The organism is Acidovorax sp. BoFeN1, assembly GCF_003345135.1.
Lineage (GTDB): Bacteria > Pseudomonadota > Gammaproteobacteria > Burkholderiales > Burkholderiaceae_C > Acidovorax > Acidovorax defluvii.
In genome coordinates this window covers 1-18,269 of the sequence record NZ_QOZT01000003.1, presented here as the reverse complement: position 1 = coordinate 18,269, position 18,269 = coordinate 1, and the positions used below count along the sequence as shown (strand labels likewise).

The 18,269-nt window shown below is 62.9% G+C and carries 21 protein-coding genes; 12 read left to right on the top strand and 9 right to left on the bottom strand.

All coding sequences use genetic code 11. The annotated features are described in order from the left end of the window. The first annotated feature begins 2 nt into the window (after window positions 1-2). The 5 genes from DTW89_RS19220 to DTW89_RS01040 all read left to right on the top strand — a co-directional run bounded on the left by DTW89_RS19220 (window position 3) and on the right by DTW89_RS01040 (window position 4,325). The gene (locus tag DTW89_RS19220; protein ID WP_147277611.1) at window positions 3-323 is read left to right on the top strand and encodes a hypothetical protein; all 321 of its coding nucleotides are present in this window, start codon (window positions 3-5) and stop codon (window positions 321-323) included. Between the two features lie 43 nt (window positions 324-366). Further along, window positions 367-1,719, top strand: a complete 1,353-nt coding sequence (locus tag DTW89_RS19925; RefSeq protein WP_114654558.1) for a virulence factor TspB C-terminal domain-related protein — start codon at window positions 367-369, stop codon at window positions 1,717-1,719. Next, entirely contained in the window at window positions 1,716-1,997 is a 282-nt protein-coding gene (locus DTW89_RS01050; RefSeq protein ID WP_114654557.1) for a DUF2523 family protein, read from the top strand. Before DTW89_RS19925 ends, DTW89_RS01050 begins: the two co-directional genes overlap by 4 nt. A gap of 43 nt (window positions 1,998-2,040) precedes the next feature. Next, a complete protein-coding gene (locus DTW89_RS01045) occupies window positions 2,041-3,123 on the top strand; it encodes a zonular occludens toxin domain-containing protein (protein WP_114654556.1) in 1,083 nt (360 codons plus the stop codon). A gap of 404 nt (window positions 3,124-3,527) precedes the next feature. Beyond that, the gene (locus DTW89_RS01040) at window positions 3,528-4,325 is read left to right on the top strand and encodes an SDR family NAD(P)-dependent oxidoreductase (protein ID WP_442858080.1); all 798 of its coding nucleotides are present in this window, start codon (window positions 3,528-3,530) and stop codon (window positions 4,323-4,325) included. A 75-nt stretch (window positions 4,326-4,400) separates the two neighbouring features. On the opposite strand, the gene DTW89_RS01035 is transcribed toward DTW89_RS01040, so the two are convergent. Both DTW89_RS01035 and DTW89_RS01030 read right to left on the bottom strand, forming a co-directional pair. After that, a complete protein-coding gene (locus DTW89_RS01035) occupies window positions 4,401-5,807 on the bottom strand; it encodes an MATE family efflux transporter (RefSeq protein WP_114654555.1) in 1,407 nt (468 codons plus the stop codon). A gap of 77 nt (window positions 5,808-5,884) precedes the next feature. Then, on the bottom strand, window positions 5,885-6,373 hold the full coding sequence (locus DTW89_RS01030) for a MarR family winged helix-turn-helix transcriptional regulator (RefSeq protein WP_114654610.1): 489 nt from the start codon (window positions 6,371-6,373) through the stop codon (window positions 5,885-5,887). A gap of 94 nt (window positions 6,374-6,467) precedes the next feature. Between DTW89_RS01030 and DTW89_RS01025 the strand changes: the two genes are divergently transcribed. Together DTW89_RS01025 and gloA are read left to right on the top strand one after the other, a co-directional pair. Beyond that, on the top strand, window positions 6,468-7,019 hold the full coding sequence (locus tag DTW89_RS01025; RefSeq protein WP_114654554.1) for a PaaI family thioesterase: 552 nt from the start codon (window positions 6,468-6,470) through the stop codon (window positions 7,017-7,019). Continuing rightward, on the top strand, window positions 7,016-7,429 hold the full coding sequence (gloA, locus tag DTW89_RS01020) for a lactoylglutathione lyase (RefSeq protein ID WP_024815113.1): 414 nt from the start codon (window positions 7,016-7,018) through the stop codon (window positions 7,427-7,429). The genes DTW89_RS01025 and gloA overlap by 4 nt, the downstream gene beginning before the upstream one ends. Window positions 7,430-7,691: 262 nt before the next feature. Here the strand turns inward: gloA and DTW89_RS01015 are convergent, their stop codons facing one another. Further along, window positions 7,692-8,234: an OmpA family protein gene (locus DTW89_RS01015; RefSeq protein ID WP_114654553.1), complete on the bottom strand. Its 543-nt coding sequence runs from the start codon at window positions 8,232-8,234 to the stop codon at window positions 7,692-7,694. A 57-nt stretch (window positions 8,235-8,291) separates the two neighbouring features. Between DTW89_RS01015 and DTW89_RS01010 the strand changes: the two genes are divergently transcribed. The 4 genes from DTW89_RS01010 (at window position 8,292) to DTW89_RS00995 (ending at window position 11,675) form a co-directional block, all read left to right on the top strand. After that, entirely contained in the window at window positions 8,292-8,885 is a 594-nt protein-coding gene (locus DTW89_RS01010) for a gamma-glutamylcyclotransferase (protein WP_114654552.1), read from the top strand. A 66-nt stretch (window positions 8,886-8,951) separates the two neighbouring features. Beyond that, window positions 8,952-9,944, top strand: a complete 993-nt coding sequence (locus DTW89_RS01005) for a calcium/sodium antiporter (protein WP_201740915.1) — start codon at window positions 8,952-8,954, stop codon at window positions 9,942-9,944. 137 nt (window positions 9,945-10,081) lie between these two features. Next, entirely contained in the window at window positions 10,082-10,966 is an 885-nt protein-coding gene (locus DTW89_RS01000) for a universal stress protein (protein WP_114654551.1), read from the top strand. Between the two features lie 187 nt (window positions 10,967-11,153). Next, entirely contained in the window at window positions 11,154-11,675 is a 522-nt protein-coding gene (locus DTW89_RS00995) for a superoxide dismutase family protein (protein ID WP_114654550.1), read from the top strand. Between the two features lie 47 nt (window positions 11,676-11,722). Here the strand turns inward: DTW89_RS00995 and DTW89_RS00990 are convergent, their stop codons facing one another. The 4 genes from DTW89_RS00990 to DTW89_RS00975 all read right to left on the bottom strand — a co-directional run bounded on the left by DTW89_RS00990 (window position 11,723) and on the right by DTW89_RS00975 (window position 15,798). Beyond that, entirely contained in the window at window positions 11,723-12,295 is a 573-nt protein-coding gene (locus DTW89_RS00990; protein WP_114654549.1) for a nucleotidyltransferase family protein, read from the bottom strand. Then, window positions 12,295-14,580 (bottom strand): xanthine dehydrogenase family protein molybdopterin-binding subunit, encoded by a 2,286-nt coding sequence (locus DTW89_RS00985; protein WP_114654608.1) that lies wholly within the window; start codon window positions 14,578-14,580, stop codon window positions 12,295-12,297. The genes DTW89_RS00990 and DTW89_RS00985 overlap by 1 nt, the downstream gene beginning before the upstream one ends. 11 nt (window positions 14,581-14,591) lie before the next feature. Then, window positions 14,592-15,050, bottom strand: coding sequence for a (2Fe-2S)-binding protein (locus DTW89_RS00980; protein WP_114654548.1), 459 nt, complete (start codon window positions 15,048-15,050; stop codon window positions 14,592-14,594). Window positions 15,051-15,225: 175 nt separating this feature from the next. Beyond that, window positions 15,226-15,798 (bottom strand): TetR/AcrR family transcriptional regulator, encoded by a 573-nt coding sequence (locus tag DTW89_RS00975; protein ID WP_024815104.1) that lies wholly within the window; start codon window positions 15,796-15,798, stop codon window positions 15,226-15,228. Between the two features lie 105 nt (window positions 15,799-15,903). Between DTW89_RS00975 and pdxH the strand changes: the two genes are divergently transcribed. Then, window positions 15,904-16,542 (top strand): pyridoxamine 5'-phosphate oxidase, encoded by a 639-nt coding sequence (gene pdxH / locus DTW89_RS00970; protein ID WP_114654547.1) that lies wholly within the window; start codon window positions 15,904-15,906, stop codon window positions 16,540-16,542. A 97-nt stretch (window positions 16,543-16,639) separates the two neighbouring features. Here pdxH and DTW89_RS00965 read toward each other — a convergent pair whose 3' ends face one another. Together DTW89_RS00965 and DTW89_RS00960 are read right to left on the bottom strand one after the other, a co-directional pair. Next, window positions 16,640-17,596, bottom strand: coding sequence for an AEC family transporter (locus DTW89_RS00965; protein ID WP_024815102.1), 957 nt, complete (start codon window positions 17,594-17,596; stop codon window positions 16,640-16,642). A gap of 126 nt (window positions 17,597-17,722) precedes the next feature. Continuing rightward, the coding region (locus tag DTW89_RS00960; protein ID WP_201740914.1) for a chromate transporter at window positions 17,723-18,269 on the bottom strand (547 nt) is incomplete at its 5' end.

Below are 18,269 nucleotides of genomic sequence, written 5' to 3'. Positions count from 1 at the left end.
CCATGAGCTTTCAGGTCGGCTCTACCTGCTACGGCTCCGCGGTCGATGCCCTGGCGGCGTCTGCATCTGCCCAAGTCGGCGGCGTTGTCGTGCATGGTGGATCGGCCTATGTGGTCGGCGTCGATGCGGTCGCATCTTCGTCGATCACTTATCGGCTCTCGCCAGTTGGCGGCGGTACTGCAATTCAATCGGTCGTGCAACTCACGCCACAACCCTGCGGCCTGTTGGAATGGCAGGATGGTCTGTCTCTCGGCTGGGGTGTTGCAACCGCGTGGATTGTCACTGCTGCTGTCATGCATCTGAGAAAGGCGGCGCTCCAATGACCCCTGAATTCTTCATCATGTTTGTTGCACTCGCGGGGATAGCATGGATCGTTTCTCAAAACTGGTAGCCCTTGCTGTTCTTGCTACCGCTGGCACTGTGCATGCTGGCTATGCCCAGCTCGCACCGCCTGCTGGCTTCGGCGGTTCTCCCGCTGGTTGGACCTTTGCGCCAAGTGCCAATGATGCGACGTTCGGTCGCGTAATACATCAGCCCAACGGGTTGAAGGTGCCCGTTCCTGGCACTATCACGACCATGTCGGCATCCTATCGACTGGCTGCAAACGCTCCTCGAATCGCTGCCGCCGCCATATTCGCAAATCCTTACGTTCGGCTTGGGGTTGGCATCGCCTCATGGCTTTCCACAGGCAAAGTCGTGTGGGATGCTGCTGAGGGGATTTGGCGACAAAAAGCAGACCCGTTTGACCTTAATGGCCTTGAGTGGTCTAACCGTTACGATCAGTGGTTTTCAACTACAACTGCTGCCTGCCAGTCCTACGCCGTTGAACATACCGCCCGGAATAGTCAAGGCGGGGTAGCAACTTACGCTTTTCTGTCGGCAGACCCATCAGGCCTTTGCCGCGTTGAATACAGCGTCTCAGGTCAGCCTGGTTCAAACATCTTTGAGTACAATCTTCAGAGCCGTGATAAACAGGGCAAAGGTTGCCCGTCCGGCTGGACTCAATCCCCGGCAGGTTGCCTATCCCCGGCGCTGACTCAACCTCAATTGGTCGAGCTTCTGAACCCAGCCAACAGCCCCGGCTGGCCGATGCCTGACCTCGTGCCCCTTGAGCTCCCTCCCGGCACACCCCTGCCTGTTGAGCCGCCAGTCATAAACCCTGCGCCCGGTCCCAATCCCCAGCCGCGCCCGCTGTTCATACCTACGGGAAACCCTGTACCCAATCCAAATTACGACCCACAGCAGCCGCCAGGCCCTGCGAACCAGCCTTACTTCCAGCCCGGTGTGCGTGTCGTTCCCAGCCCGTCAGCTAACGAGCCTTGGCGCGTTGATCTTCAACCGGTAAATCGTCCAGTTTCCGGCCCGGAACCAATGACCCAACCCGATTCCGAAACGCCTCCAGACGCTGACAAACCCAGTCAAGAACAGTTAGATTTTTGCGTTAAAAACCCTGACGTTCTCGCATGTCAAAAGCTTGATGAACCCGAAGCTCAAGAACTTCCTGAATCAGAAAAGGACATTTCAATAAGTCCTGATGGCGGCTGGGGTGCCGACAACGCGGCCTGCCCTGCGCCCAAGCTTATAACGGTTCAAGGTCGCGCCATACCTATTCCTTTTGATCTCTTTTGTACCTGGGCCAGCGGCATGCGTCCCATCATTATTGCTATGGCGTGGCTGTCTGCGGCCTTCATACTCCTTGGCGCGAGGAACGAATCATGACCGGGTTGGGAACCTTCCTTGCTGCCCTTGCTGGCCCTCTCGTCAAGCGGGCCATGATTGCTCTTGGCTTTGGCGTTGTGAGTTATGCGGCCATGACAGCCGCTCTCAATTCTGCGCTTAGTGCTGCCAAAGCTGCCTGGGGCGGTCTGTCCGGATTCCCGGAAGCCCTGGCCCTTATCTCCATGGCGGGTATCAACACCTATTGCAGCATTATTGCGGGTGCCCTTATTGCTCGGGTCGCTCTCCAGAGCCTCAAAAAGCTTGAGCTGGTCAAATAATCGAATGTGACAACGTAATATTACATAATGTAAAGCTGTCATAATGATTAGTCTATTCACCGGGATGCCTGGCGCGGGAAAAACCGCTGCAATGATTGACCTCGTTCGCGAACTTTCTAAAGATCGCCCGGTTTTTGTTCACTATGACCCTGCCGAACGGCTGAGGCCAGAACAAAAGCTTCTGCATGAAACCCTCAAGATTCCGCATACTCCAGTGAATGCCGCTACATGGCATCAGCAAGTGCCAGACGGCGGTATTTTGATTATCGACGAGGCCCAAGGCTGCTGGCGTCCTCGTGGTCCTTCGGCCAAGGTTCCCGAAGCAATCGCAGCATTGGAAACCCATCGGCATGCCGGGGTGGATATTTTCATCACCACCCAGGCTCCCAGGCTCATTGATGCCAACGTGCGCGGCTTGGTGGGTCGGCATGTCCATATTCGTGATACTGGATGGCTCGGCCGTTGGTGGTATGAATGGCCGGAAACTAATGAGGGTCTGACCTGGAAAACCTGTCCAGTTAAGAAAAAATATAAGCTGCCAAAGGAGGTATTCGATCTTTACGGTTCTGCGAACGTCCACACAACACCAGTGCGCATGACGCCAAAAATGCTGTTTGTTGTCGCCTTTTTGCTTGTTCTGTTGGCGGTGCTTATATTTATGGTCGTTCGCTCCATCAATAAGCACACCTCACCGGCAGAGAAAGAGCCTGTTCCTGCTGTTGCACCTGCTCCAGCGTCAATGCGTGCTGACCTCCGCGCCCAGGCTCAAACCTCGCCACCTGATGAACGGGTGGATTTTTCTCCGCGTCTTTCGGATCGCCCTTGGACAGCACCGGCTTACGACGAATTGCGCAAAGTCGTTCGTTTGCCTGTCATCACTGGCGCTATCTGTCTCAATGATTCGTGCGAGTGCTTCAATGGAAAGGAACGTCTCATGGATGTGTCAACCGACCAATGCCGATATTGGATGCGGTATAAGCCGTTCAATCCCTATGTTCAACCCGATTCGAGCGGCGATAGGGTCGCGGCGAATACGTCGCCTTCATCGGGTCAAAATTCGCCTGCTCCTTCCGGCTCCTCAAGCGGAGGCCTTTCAATCGGCGGCGTTTTGACATCCCCACTTTGAAACGCACCACGATAAAAAGTAGGATTGCTCCGGCGAGAAAAAGCCACGCGGTTTTGGTCATCCCCCTAGCTTACAACGCATCACTGAAAAACAATGGGGACCCAGGCCCGAAGCCTCGTGCGTAGGGTTTGGGGCGGGGGTATGGGGCTGCAGGGCACCATGGCAAACCTTTGTTCAACCTGTACCCCATGAAAAAGGCCCCTAGTTCGGGGCCTTTTTTGATAGTATTCGAGTATCTAAGTGCGGCATTCGATTTAACTTTAATATACATCGTATCTAATCAAGGCTAGACGCACACGCATAGCACGCAGCTTCCCAATTGGCCTGTCGGACACACTCCTGCATCTGCACACCGCTGCTTGTTCCATAGCTTTTCCGACCCGCTACCATCCATGTCCATGTCCATGACCCTTTCGCCCCCCGCACCTTCGAGTTCGTCCATCCATTTCGGCCACCAAGGTCGGGTTTGCATCGTCACCGGCGGCGCGCAAGGGATTGGCGAGGCCTGTGTTCGCCGCTTTGCTGCCGATGGCGCCAGGCCGGTGATTGTGGATGTGGACGATGCGCGTGGCCAGGCGCTGGCACTGGAACTGGATGCGCTTTACATACGTTGTGACGTGGGCGACAAGGCGCAGGTGGATGCGCTGGTGGCCCAGACACTCGCAACGCTGGGGCGCATCGACGTGTTGGTGAACAACGCCGGCATCTTCCGCGCGGCCGACTTTCTGGACGTGACCGAGGCCGACTTTGACGCTGTGCTGCGCGTCAACCTCAAGGGCTCATTCCTGGTCGGCCAGGCCGTGGCGCGGGCCATGGTCGCTTCGGGCGGTGGGTCTATCGTCAACATGAGTTCGGTCAACGGTGTGCTGGCCATTCCCAATATCTCCAGCTACAACGTGAGCAAAGGCGGCGTGAACCAGCTCACGCGCGTGATGGCCTTGGCGCTGGCAGACAAGAACATCCGCGTGAACGCCGTGGCACCTGGCACCATCGCTACCGAACTGGCTGCCAAGGCCGTGCTGACCAGTGATGACGCCCGTAAGAAAATCATGAGCCGCACCCCCATGAAGCGGCTCGGCGAGCCGTCGGAGATTGCCGATGTGGTGGCCTGGCTGGCCAGCGATGCCGCCAGCTATGTGACCGGCGAGATCGTGACGGTAGATGGCGGGCGCATGACGCTGAACTACACCGTTCCAGTTTGATTCAACAGGAACTACTGAATTGATAGCTGCTAACGCTTGATGGATAAGCGCTAGCGGCCATTTTTACCATATTTTCTAAGCCTGAGGCATGCGCCGCAGCAAGCCCGCCATACTGCGCGGCCAACCCACCGGGCCGAACCAGGCACCACCCGCGATCGCCCAGGCGTTGACCACGCCGTACAGCACCAGCGCCACGCACTGCGCGGCAAACACCGCCGCCAAGCCACCGCCCCAGCGCAGCGCCAGCCAGCCTCCCGTTACCGCGACGGTGAGGCGCACGATGTTGCCAATCACCGGCCAGCGCAAGCGCCCTGCCCCTTGCGAGGCAAAGTACAGCACCAGGCCCAGGCCAAAAAAGCCGTACCCCGGCCCGACGGTGCGCAGATACCGCGCGCCCGCCTCCAGCATGGCGGGGTCGCTGTTGAACAGAGACAGCCACGCGCCCGGAAACGCAGCTGCCCACAACCCGATCGCTTCGGCCATCACAAACGCCATGGCCGCGCCGATCCAGGTGGCGCGCAGCGCTCGTTCGCGCTGGCCTGCACCAATACAGGTGCCCACCATGGCCACCAGCGGTGCGCCCAGGCCGAACACCAGTGGCACCAGCAGATATTCAAGCCGAGACGCAGTTCCATAGCCCGCGATGGCCGCCGTGCCAAAGCCGCCCACCAACGCGGTGGTGACGCCAATCGACAGATTGGTGGCGACGGTAGAGACGGTGCCCACCAGCCCGACCCGCAGGATGTCCTTGAACAAGATCCAACGAAACCGGATGTGCTTGAACGAGGGCTGGAGCAAGCTGCGCGGGGACCACAGATATGCCGCCAGCACCACACTGCCGATCAGGTAATACGACATCAGCGCGATCGCACCCCCGGCAATGCCCAGGCCGGGCATGGGGCCCCAGCCAAAGATGAAAAGCGGCGACAGCGGCACCAGCACTACCGCACCTAGCACCGTGACATACGCGGGCACCGCCATGTTGCCCGTGCCCCGGATCACGGCCGACAGCGTGTTGAACAGCCACACCAGAAAAGCGCCCGCAAACACCCAGTTGGAATAGACCAGTGCCGCATCCAGCGCGCCTCCGATGCCGCCCATGCGGGTGTAAAGCCAGCGCCCTCCTCCCACAATGCCCACCGTAAAGACCAGCGAGAACACCGCCGCAATGGCCAGCGCATGCAGCACCAGCGCATCGGCATCGTCCCGCCGCCGCGCGCCCAAAGCGCGGGCAATGGCCGACGCGATGCCGCCGCCCATGGCACCGGCCGAGGTCATCTGCATCAGCATGACCACCGGAAAGACGAGCGCCATGCCCGCCAGCGCATCGGTGCCCAGCTTGCCGACAAAGTAGGTCTCGATAAGCCCAACGCCCGCCTGCGCCAGCATCACCAGCACATTGGGCGCAGCCAGTCGCAGCAGCGTGGGCGCAATGGGCGCCTCCAGCAGCATGCGGGTGCGCGGGTTCAGGGTGTCGGTCATGTCGTCACTGCTGCTGCAGCACCGGGTTTGCGCGGCCCCACGATGCGCACGGTAAACAGTTGCAGCACACCGGGGACTCATTCGTCATGGCCAGCCTCGTGCATGGGCAGCGCCGCCAGCAGATCCATGGATTCATCCACGAGTGCATGCAGCGCCATCACGCGTTCGGCGCCCAGCGTTTCGTTCAGCGCCAGTTGGGCTGCCTTCCAGTGGCGCTGCGCTTCGGCGCGTTTGTCGCGGCCGGTGTCGGTGATGTGCGCCAGGCGGCTACGCGCATCGGCGCCCGCCTCCAGCGTGACCCAACCGGCATCTACCAGAGGGCGCAGGTTTCGGGTGAGCGTGGAGGCATCCATCTTCATGGCCACCGCCAAGTCGCCTGGGCGGATTGGCCCCAGCTTGAGCACATGCGACAGCAACGAATACTGCGTGGTCTTGAGCCCGCACTGCGCCATTTCGGCGTCGTAGTGGGTTGCCACGCGGCGCATCAGCTGGCGCAGCTTGAAGTTGGTACAGCCTTGCGGCAGAGCCTGGGCCGCTTGGGAAGCGGGCGCTGCGGAAGAGTCCATGGGGGTTGTGTCGGCTTGCATGAATTTAATTGTATCTGCAATAATTGCATATGCAATATTTACATTCAAACTCCACCACCGACCCCGACACCCCATGACCCAACACAACCACCTTGAACACTGGCTTGCGCAAGAACGCGAGATCCTGGAGCGGCTGGAAGTCGGCCCCGGCCCGGGCGTGGCGCAGCGTGAACAGATTTCCCACCTGAACGGGCTGGAACAGATGCAGGCCATGCTGCGCGGCGAGCTGCCCTACGCCGCCATCGCCAAGACGCTGGATTTTCTGATTGTGGAAGTGGGAGAAGGCACGGCCATCTTCCAGGGCACTCCGCGCGCCGAGCACCTCAACCCCATGGGCACCGTGCACGGCGGCTGGTTTGCCACCCTGCTCGACTCGGCGCTGGGCTGCGCCGTGCACACGCGCATGGAGCCCGGGCGCGGCTACACCACGGCCGAACTGGGCATCAACCTGGTCAAGGCCATCACGCCCAAGGTGCAACGCGTGCGCGCTGAAGGCCGCGTGATCCACAGCGGGCGCCAGTTGGCCACGGCCGAGGCGCGCCTGGTGGGCCCGGACGGCACGCTGTATGCCCACGCCACCACCACCTGCCTGGTTTTTGACTTGCCTGCACAATCGAGGGCATGAAATTCCTCCACACGATGCTGCGCGTTGGCAACCTTCAACGCTCGATTGATTTCTATACCCAGGTGCTGGGCATGCAACTGCTGCGCCAGTCTGAAAACCCCGAGTACAAATACTCGCTGGCGTTTCTGGGATTTGATGGCGGCAACCCCGGTCAGGCCGAAATTGAGTTGACCTACAACTGGGGCACCGAGAGCTACGACCACGGCAACGCCTATGGCCACATTGCGCTGGGCGTTCCAGACGCCTACGCAGCATGCGAAAAAATCAAGGCCGCTGGCGGCAATGTGACGCGTGAAGCAGGCCCCGTCAAAGGCGGCAGCACCGTCATCGCGTTTGTCACCGACCCCGATGGCTACAAGATTGAGTTGATCCAGCGCACAGAGGGCGCGGGCGGTACGGGTTTGCGTTGAATCGTGCGTTCAAGCGGTTGACGGGCAGCAGACCCGATTTGCTATTAATATAGTAGCTATTGGCGCTTTATTGATAAGGGCTAGAGGCATTTTTTATACGGATAATTGGTGCTTCTGACGCCACCGCTTGCTGGTGGGCACCCCATCTCCAGCGTGGGAAATCCGCAGTACACCCGCAAAAAAGCCCGGCAACGCCGGGCTTTTGCATGGGGGCAGGCAGGGGTGGCATCCACGGCTCCCCTGCCCCCACTTGGGCTTGGGCTTACATGCCGCCCAGGACCACTTCCACACGGCGGGCTTCGGCGTTGCTGCCGGTGGCGGTGGTTTCTTCGGGCTTCTTCAGCTCAATCTTGTCTTCGGCCACGCCCAGGCCCTTGAGCGCGTCGCGCACGGCAAGGGCGCGTTGCTTGGCCAACTCGGCGTTCAGAGCGGCGTCGCCCGTGGCGTCATGAAAACCAGACACCACGGCCATTTTTCCTTCGGCCACACCCTTGACGACATCGGCCAGAGCTTCGTTGGCGCCTGCAGCCAGATCGGCCTTGCCGCTGGCAAAGTAGAACTTCACCACGCCGTTTTCCACGCGCACGCTGGCGCCGTCGGCTGCCATTGCATCAGCGTCTGCGGCCGCCGCTGCTGGCGCGGTGCCTGCAACAGCCGTTTCCGCAGGCTGGGATTGGGCCGATCCGCCCAACTGCTTGACCACCACGGTGCCCACCACCACAGAGATCAACAGCGCAATCAGCGCAATCAGGAAACCGAGGGCAAAACGCTGCTGGCTGTCGTCGTCAGAACTGTTGAATGACATGGGAAAACTCCGTAAATAATGACCTGTTGGACCAACCGACAATTGTAAAGTGTTGCCATGACGATGCTCTCCGCGCCCACCCGTGACCCGGCACCCATGCTGGAGCGTGCCTTGCAGCAATGGGGCGGCCGCAGCGATCTGTGGGTGTTTGGCTATGCCTCGCTGATCTGGCGGCCCGACTTCGACTTTGCCGAGCGCAGAAGCGCGCGGGTGCACGGCTGGCATCGGGCGCTCAAGATGTGGAGCCGCATCAACCGGGGCACGCCCGAATGCCCTGGCCTGGTGTTTGGCATGCTCTCGGGCGGTAGTTGCCGGGGGATGGTGTTTCGGGTGGAGCGCGCCCATGCGCACGATGTCATGGTCAACCTCTGGCAGCGAGAAATGCCTCTGGCGGTCTACGACCCGCGCTGGCTCACCTGCCACACCATGCAAGGCCCGGTGCAGGCGCTGGCCTTTACCTTGTCGCGCCAAAGCCCCAGCCATACGGGGGAATTGCACGAGGACGAATACCGGCGCATTTTTCTGCAGGCCAGCGGGCGCTATGGCACCACACGCGACTACGCGCAGGCCACCTTTGACGAGTTGCGCCGCCAGGGCATTCACGACCGGGCGCTGGCGCGGTTGCTTGCGTTGTCCTTCCCCAAAAGCTGAGCCACTTGCCATATGCCGATGGCGCGTGGTGCATGGTCTCGCGGACGGCCCGTACCGCCTCCCATAATGGAACGCATGCACCTGGTTGCCATCACCTCTTTTATCGCCGGACTCATTGTTGTCATCGTGGGGGCGGAGCTCATCGTTCGTGGCGGATCGCGGGTGGGGGCCTTGTTGGGGGTGTCGCCAATGATTCTTGGGCTGACGGTGGTGGCGCTTGGCACCAGCACACCCGAGCTGGCCGTGGGTTTGACGGCGGCGGCGGAAGGCAATGGAGGGCTTGCGGTGGGCAACATTGCCGGCACCAACATCGTCAACATCCTGCTGATTCTGGGTTTGAGTGCATGGATCCTGCCGCTCAAGGTACAGCTGCTCAGTCTGAAACTGGATTTGCCCGTGATGGTGGGCTCGGCCCTGGCGCTGCTGTGGATGGCGTGGGACGGCCTGCTCAGCCGCCAAGAGGGCGCCTGGATGGTGGGCGCATCCGTGCTCTACACCATCGCCATGGTTCGCCTGAGCCGGCGAGAAAGCCTGCCCATGCAGCAAGAGTTTTCGCGCGAGTACAGCGCCAAAAATATCCTGCCCCGAGTTGCCACGCTGCAGGGCACGGTAAGTGTGCTGATGCTCGCTGCCGGTATCGTGGTAGCGGTGGTGGGGGCTGAGCTCCTGGTATCGGGCGCAGTAGACATTGCCAAATCACTGGGTGTTTCGGATGCCGTGGTGGGCCTCACCATCGTGGCCATTGGCACCTCGGCGCCCGAGCTGGCCACCACCATCATGGGAACGCTGAAAAACGAGCGGGACATTGCCATTGGCAACCTCATCGGCAGCAGCACCTATAACATCCTGTTCATTCTTGGAGCCACCTGTCTGGCGAGTCCCGCCGGAGTGCCGGTAGACGCATCGCTGCGCTACATTGACCTTCCGCTGGCTGCATTGGTGGCGCTGGTGTGTGTGCCGGTGTTCGCGACCGACCGCCTCATTTCACGCAGGGAGGGTGCCTTCTTTGTGGCCGCCTATGCGGTTTATCTGGGCACCCTGGTTTTCTTGCGCGCATGAATAACCCATGATCAGCCCATCAGCAGAAAAGAAACCTGCGCCTCGGGCGCTGCAGGCTCCTTTGCGGTGCCGGGCTGTACCTGCCCGTCCAAGAGAATGAAACGCCCCAGCCCTCGTTTGCCCGTTGGAGAATCACCATGGCCACCTTGAACCGGCTTGTCGCCGCCACCGATCTTTCTGCCCCCGCGCGCCACGCGGTCGAGCGTGCCGCCAGCGTGTCACAGGCAACCGGGGCGCAGCTCGATCTGGTGCACGTTGCCACGCCCGCGCCCATAGAAAGGCTGCGGCGCCTGGCCGGGCAGATTCCGTCGGATCTGGAAAAACGCATGCTGGATGCCCCGCACAACGCCATGCAAGAGCTGGCCAAGGCAGTGGCGCGGCGCCATGGCGTTACGGCGCAGGTGCATGTGGCCAGTGGCTCGTTGCTTGCTGAGTTGCGCCAGCACACCGAAACGACCAACGCCGACCTGGTGGTGCTGGGCGCGCGGGGCGCCAGTTTCATGCGGCACATGCTGCTGGGCTCCACGGCCGACCGCATGGTGAGCCGGGCTACGCGCCCCATGCTGGTGGTCAAGCAGGCGCCCCACGAGCCCTACAAGACGGTGCTGGTGCCCGTGGATTTTTCAGAGCGATCCCTGCGCTCCATCCGCCTGGCACAGGCGGTTGCGCCGGGGGCGGCGCTCATCTTGCTGCATGCCTTTGATGTGCCTTTTGAGGGAATGATGGAATACGCCGGTGTGCAGACTGAGCAAATCCAGCAGTACCGCGCCAACGCGCGCCAGGAAGCCGTGCAGAACATGGAGGCGCTGTGCCTGCAGGCAGGGCTCAACCCGGCATTCACGCCCACACTGGTCGTGCACGGTGACCCGTCGCTCGTGCTGGTTCAGCAAGAGCAAGAGCTCGACTGCGACCTGATCGTCATGGGCAAGCAAGGGGAAAGCTCCGTGGAAGACATGCTTTTGGGCAGCGTCACGCGCTATGCCCTGGCCCAGTCGCAGTGCGACGTGCTGATTTCGGTGTGAACGCCGCGCACAGCCACCGCACGACATTCGGCTGACTGCGCACTGTGGCTGAGAGCAGTTGTGGTTATGGGTTGCCGGATGGAGAATGTGCCCCAGACACCAAGGCGCCCACCGGCAGCGCCTGGGGCAAGCCCCCCTCCCTGTGAATGCCGGTGGTTTCCCTCAACCCACTTCAGGAGTCTTCGCCATGTCCTTTCACACCGTTTTCGTGTCGGCCGCCGTGGTGGCCTCGCTGGCCGGCTGCGCCGGGTATTCGTCAGGCCCCAGCGCCACGGCCAAACTGGAGCCCACGCGCGGCAACACCGCAGCGGGCACGGTGACCTTTGTGCAGTGGGGCGAGGTGGTGAAGGTGTCGGGCTCCATCAGTGGCCTCAAACCGGGCACCGAGCATGGTTTTCATGTGCATGAAAAAGGCGATTGCTCCAGCGGCGACGGCCTGAGTGCCGGCGGCCACTTCAACCCGGGTGGCAAGCCGCATGGTCACCATGGCATGGGCGAGCACCACACGGGCGACCTGCCCAGCCTCAAGGCCGACGCCAGTGGCGTGGCTGCAATCCACTTTGAATCGCGCACGATCCGCGTGGGCGGCAGCGCCAACGACATCGTGGGCAAGGGCCTGATCGTGCACCGCGACCCCGACGACTACAAGACCCAACCCACCGGCAACGCAGGCCCGCGCCTGGCCTGCGCCGTCATCACGGCCAAGTAACGGGCGGCGACGGGTTGCAACGTTTTGCGTTAGCCACGTCACCCACGTTACCCGCGCGCCGCCAGCCTCTGCGCGGCGCGCTCCAGGTCCTGCACGGTGTCCACATCGGTCACCGTGCCTGCATCGTCCACCTCCACCCACCGCACCCTGCCCTGCTGCGCCTGCTGGCGCACCACGCTGGCGGCGCCCTGCTCGCCGCTCAGGGCCAGTAGCCCTGGTTGGCATTCGGCTGCAAACCCCACGGGGTGGCCGCGCTCGCCTTGGTACAAAGGCACGGCCACGGCACAGTCCGCCAGGGCGGCAGCGATGGAGCGCAGGGTTTCGGGCAACACCAGCGGCAGGTCGCCCGGCAGCACCAGCCAGCCAGGCGCGCCCGCCGTGGCGCGCACCGCCGCCGCTATCGAATCGCCCATGCCCGGGTGCCCTGCATCCTCCAGATGCCAGGGCAAGCCACTGGCGCGCACGGCGGCCAGCGTGTGCTCCAGCACTGTTTTGTCGCCCAAGGCGGCGCGCAGCTTGTGCACCATGCCGCCCGATGCCGCAAAGCGCTCACCCCGGCCTGAGGCCAGCACCAGCACAACGGGCTGTGCGGACGCTTGGGCGCGGTCTTTTGTTGCCATCACGCCAGCTTGAACGGCAGCTCGCGCGGCGTTTTGCCCGTGATCTGGGCAATGGCGTTGGCAAACGCAGGTGCCAGTGGCGGCAGCCCTGGCTCGCCCATGCCCTTGGGTGGGTCGGCGCTGGGCACGATGTGCACGGTCACCTGGGGCATGTCGGTAATGCGTGGCACGGCAAAGTCGCCAAAGTTGCTTTGCTCCACCACGCCGTCTTTGAGCGTGATGGCCGCCCCCGGCAGGCACATCGACAAGCCCATCAGTGCCGAGCCCTCCACCTGGGCCTCCACGCTTTTCGGGTTGATGGCCAGGTTGCAGTGCACGCCCGCCGTCACGCGGTGCAGCTTGGGCATGCCGTCTTTTACCGATGCCTCGACCACATAGGCCACCACCGATTCAAACGACTCATGCACCGCCACGCCCCAGGCGCGGCCGGGTGCCAGCTCCTTTTTGCCGTAGCCCGACTGCGCCACGGCCAGCTGCAGCGCGGCCTTGTGGCGCGGGTGCTTGTCGCCCATCAGGGCCATGCGGTAGGCCACGGGGTCTTGCTGGGTGGCGCGGGCCACCTCGTCGATGAGGGTTTCCATGACGTAGGCCGTGTGCGTGGACCCCACGCTGCGCCACCACAACACGGGCACGTTGACCTCGGGGTGGTGCACCGAGAGTTTCATGGGCACGTCATAGGGCTCTTTCATGCCCTCGATGGCCGTGGCGTCGATGCCGTTCTTGACCATGAAAGCCTCGAACGGCGAGCCTTTGATGATGGACTGGCCCACGATGGTATGGTCCCACGCCAGGATGCGGCCCTTTGCGTCAAACCCGATCTCGGCGCGGTGTACATGCATGGGGCGGTAGTAGCCGCCCTTGATGTCGTCCTCGCGGCTCCAGAGCGTGCGCACCAGCGCGCTGATGCCCGCCGTGCGCACGGCCTTGGCCACGCCGCAGGCCTCGACCACGTAGTCGCTGCTGGGGATGGCGCGGCGGCCAAAACCGCCACCGGCCATCTGCGTGTGCACTTTGATGTTCTGCGGCGGCAGGCCCAGTGTTTTGGCGGCGGCCATCGCATCCAGGCCCGGCATCTGCGTGCCCATCCACAGCTCCGCCTTGTCGCCATCGAGCTGGATGGTGCAGTTGAGCGGCTCCATGGGCGCATGCGCCAGGTACGGAAAAAAGAATTCGGCGCTGATCTTGTGGGAAGCGCCCGCCAGTGGCGCCATGTCGGCATGCATGGCCACCAGGCCCGGCTTGGTGGCCAGTTCGCGGTACTGGGCCAGCAGCGCCGTGCTGTCGGGCTTGCCCACGGCGCTGGTGTCCCATTCCACCTTGAGCGCATCGCGCCCCAGTTTGGCGGGCCAGTAGCCGTCGGCTACCACCGCCACGCCCTCCCCGCCCCGGTCGGTGGGCACGCGCAGCACGGCTTTCACGCCCTTGATGGCTTTGGCGGCGCTGTCGTCCAGCGACTTCACCTTGCCGCCAAACACCGGCGGGCGTGCCACTACGGCCGTCAGCATGCCGGGCAGGCGCACGTCAATGCCGTAATCCTGTTGGCCGCTCGATTTGGCCTGGGCATCCAGCCGCCCGGTGGGCTTGCCGATCAGGCGGAACTGCTTGGGGTCCTTCAGGGCAACCTTTTCGGGGACGGCCTGCTTCATGGCGGCTTCGGCCAGCGCGCCGTAGCCCAGCTTTTTTCCGCCGGGGCCCACCACAAAACCATTGCTGGTGCGCAGTGCCGAGGCAGCCACGCCCCACTGCGCCGCAGCGGCCGCCACCAGCATGGCGCGGGTGCGCGCGCCCAGTTCGCGGTATTGGGTGTACGAGTTCTTGATGGAGTTGGAGCCGCCCGTGAGGTGCATGCCCATCAGCGGGTCGGCATAGGCCGCGCTGGCATCGCCGTGCACGCTGCGTACCTTGCTCCAGTCGGCGTCCAGCTCTTCGGCCAGGATCATGGGCAGGCCGGTCTGCACGCCCTGGCCAAATTCCAGCCGGTTGATGGTGACAGTGACGGTGCCGTCGGCGTCAATGCGCACAAAGGCCGAGGGCTGCTCAAACGGTTTGAGGCCTGCGGGCGCCGTGGCCGACCCCGCGCGCTGCGCAGCGGCCACCAGCGGAAACGCGCCCAGCGCAAAGCCCGAAGCCGCCGATACCTTGAGGAAGGTGCGGCGCGCCACGCCTTCCATTGGATCATCAACTCCTGAATTGATAGCTGCTTGCGCTTTACCCATAAGCGCTTGAAGGTGTTTTGGCATAAAACGGTGTGCCTGGCCCTGCAGGGCGTCGGTGTCGAAGTGCATGGTGATCTCCTTCAAGCCAGAGTTTTGGCCGCGTCATGAATGGCGGCACGAATGCGCACATAGGTGCCGCAGCGGCACACGTTGCCCGCCATGGCAGCGTCAATGTCGGCGTCGCTGGGCTTTTTTGTGCCCTTCAGCAAGGCGGTGGCGCTCATGATCTGGCCGCTTTGGCAGTAGCCGCATTGCGCTACGTCGTGCTTGACCCAGGCGGCCTGCACGGCCCGGCCCACCTTGTCCTGGCCCACGGCCTCGATGGTGGTGATTTTTTGCCCGGCCGCTGCCGAAATGGGCGTGGTGCACGAGCGCACGGGCACGCCATCCAGAAGCACCGTGCACGCCCCGCACAAGGCCTGGCCGCAGCCAAACTTGGTGCCGCTCATGCCCAGCGTGTCGCGCAGGGCCCAGAGGATGGGGGTGGATTCATCGGCATCCACAGCCGTTTCTTTGCCATTGATGTGGAGGGTGGGCATCGTGGGTTCTCCGTGAGAAAGGGATTGTTGTATGGCGGATAGGCAAACAGATGGGTGCAGCGTCAGCAACGCCATCGGTCACGAAAGGGTTGAAGTGAGATGGGCGACATTTTTTAAAAGAATATAAATTCGGTTAACAAATGTATTTGTGGCAGATAAGCGCACCGTTGTCTTCTCAGGCCTTCAAAGCATCCCAGCACAGCCCAAAAGCCATTTGGTGCACGGCCTCTTCGTCGGGCAGCACCTTGGTGCGGATCAGGTTGCCCGTCTCGCGCACCGAGCCCACCAGGCTGGCCGTGAGCAGCGGTATCGGCACGGCCTTCAAAATCTCCTGCTGCTGGCCCTCTTCCATCAAGGCAAAAAACCCCGCCATCAGACGGGTCGAGAATTCGCGGTTGCCCTCGGTAAACCAGGGCGAGTTGTAGTACTGCTCCTGGAAAACCACCTCGGCATACTGGTCCAGCCGGTGCCGTAGCAGGTTGCCCCAGGCACGGCGCACCCGCGCCCGGTAAGGCAGGCCGGGCACCACGCCCTCCATGATGCGGGCGGCAGTCACCGTCTTGGCGTCCTGATAGAGCTGGCTGATGAGCTCGTCCTTGGATGGGTAATACACATACAGCGTGCTGGTGGCAATGCCCGCAGCGCGGGCAATGTCGGCCATGGTCAGGCCGCTCAGGCCCGTCTGGGCCACCAGCTCGAAGGTGGCCTGGGCGATGGCGCGCTGCTTTTCGTCGTCTTTGGGTTTCATTGCCGCGCCAATATAAGCGAATATTAATTCGACCACAACAGGGGCGACCCGGGATATCAAAAAGCGGTAGCCGGCTCAGGAGTCGCGGCGTGCACAATCGTGCCCATGACCTCCTCCATCGCCGACCTTCGCAAGAGCTACGAGCGCGCCGAACTCAACGAAGACGCCTCGCACGCAGCCCCCCTGCAGCAGTTTGACCAGTGGCTGAAAGAAGCCATTGCCTCGGAAGTGCCCGAGCCCAACGCCATGACCGTGGCCACCGTGGGCAGCGACCTGCGCCCCAGCACGCGCGTGGTGCTGATCAAGGGATTTGACGAGCGCGGCATCGTCTGGTTTACCAACTACGACAGCCGCAAGGGCCGCCAGATTGCCGGCAACCCCTATGTGGCACTGCAGTTCCACTGGGTAGAGCTGGAACGCGTGGTGCGCATCGAGGGCATTGTGGAAAAGGTCAGTGACGAAGAAAGCGACGAATACTTTGCCAGCCGCCCGCTCGATTCGCGCATCGGCGCTTGGGCCAGCCCGCAAAGCCAGGTGATCTCGGGCCGCGGCGTACTGGTGGCCAATGCCGCCAAGTTTGGCGCGCAGTTCATGCTGATGCCGCCGCGCCCGCCGCACTGGGGCGGCTACCGCCTCAAGCCCGATCAGTGGGAGTTCTGGCAGGGCCGCAAGAGCCGCTTGCACGACCGCCTGCGCTATCGCCAGGAAGGCGACGCCTGGGTGCGCGAGCGCTTGGCGCCATGAGCGCCTGGCACCGGCCCCGAACCCCGGCGCCGCACCCCGGCGCCGCATTGCGCGCCGGGCTGGCCCGGCGGCCGACGGCCGCCAGCGCCATGCGCCCTTACAAACCTGCCACGGCCAGAATCACCGCCGGCACCGTGACCAGCGCCAGCGCCGTGGAAACCGCAATGCTGGCGGTGACTTCTTCTTGTGCCACCTCGTAGCGCTGGGTAAACAAAAACACATTGGCGCCCACCGGCAGCGCCGCCGCCACAATCATCACGGCCAGCGGCATGCCCGACAGCCCGAGCGACCACCCCAGCGCGGCCAGCACGAGGGGGTGCACCACACATTTGACCAGCGCGATGCGCAGCGCCGCCCCAAACTGGTGGCCCACCTTGGTGAAGGCCAGCGTCACCCCCACCAGCAGCAGGGCAATGGGCCCCAGCGCCTGGCCCAGCAACTGCAGCGGCTTGCCCACCACTTCGGGCAGCACCAGCCCGGTTTGCGCAAACAACAGGCCCGCAATGATGGGAAGCGGCACCGGGTGCACGATGCCGTTGCGCACGGCCTGCAACACGGTGCGCCACATGGGCTGCTGCGTGCCGCCGCCGTCGCCGTCTTTGGCCGCGTGTTCGCGCGCGGCGGCCAGCTCAAAAACTACTGTGGCGCCGGTCAGCAAGATAAGGGCGTGCACCGAGATCAGCGTGAACAGCGTGACCAGCCCGGCCTCGCCAAACGCCAGGCCCACCAGCGGCACGCCGATCATGATGGTGTTGCTGAAGGTGTTGGCCAGGCCGCGCGCGGCCGCCAGGGTGCTAAAGCCCTGCACCCCCAGCGTGGCGGCAAAAATCAGCCCGGCGGCAGCGAAATAGATGGCCACGGGGCCAAAGTCGAGGTCTTGCACATGCACCGTGCTCATGGTGCGAAACAGCAGCGCGGGCGTGAGTACCATGAACACCAGGTTGGACAGGTCCTTGACCGACGTGGCGCGAATCCAGCCGCGCCGCCCCGCAAAAAAACCCAGCGCAATGAACAAAATGACCGGAATCAGGGACGCAAAGACGGGAGAGTTCACGGTGTGGCGGGCGCGGTGCGCTGAAAACGACGGGATCAGCCCGGCACCTTGCATGTGCCGTAACTACTGTTTTGATAGCTGGTAGCGCTTATCCATTAAGCGCTAGAGGCCATTTTGACTCAAAACTCACAACCATGCGGCCAACGCGGCGCCGCCCACACCGCAGGCCAGCACCACCGCCCAGGGCGGCGCACGCCAGAACACCAGCGCCACAAAGGCGGTCAGCGCCAGGCCAAAATCGGCGCCACCGTGGATGGCGCTGGTCCACACCGGGTTGTAAAGTGCCGCCAGCAGCAGCCCCACCACCGCCGCATTCACGCCCGCCAGCGCCGCCTGGGCGTGCGGGTTGCGCCGCAGTGGCTCCCAAAACGGCAAGGCACCGGCCACCAGCAAAAATGACGGCACAAAAATCGCCACCAGGCACACCACCGCCCCCAGCCAGCCGCCCGGCCAGACCTGCATGGACGCGCCCAGAAACGCCGCAAACGTGAACAGCGGCCCCGGCACCGCCTGCGTGGCGCCATAGCCCGCCAAAAACGCATCGGCCGACACCCAGCCCGGCCCCACCACCTCGGCCTGCAGCAGCGGCAGCACCACATGGCCGCCGCCAAACACCAGTGCGCCCACGCGGTAAAACGCATCCACCATGGCCAGCAGCGAGCCGGGCCACAGG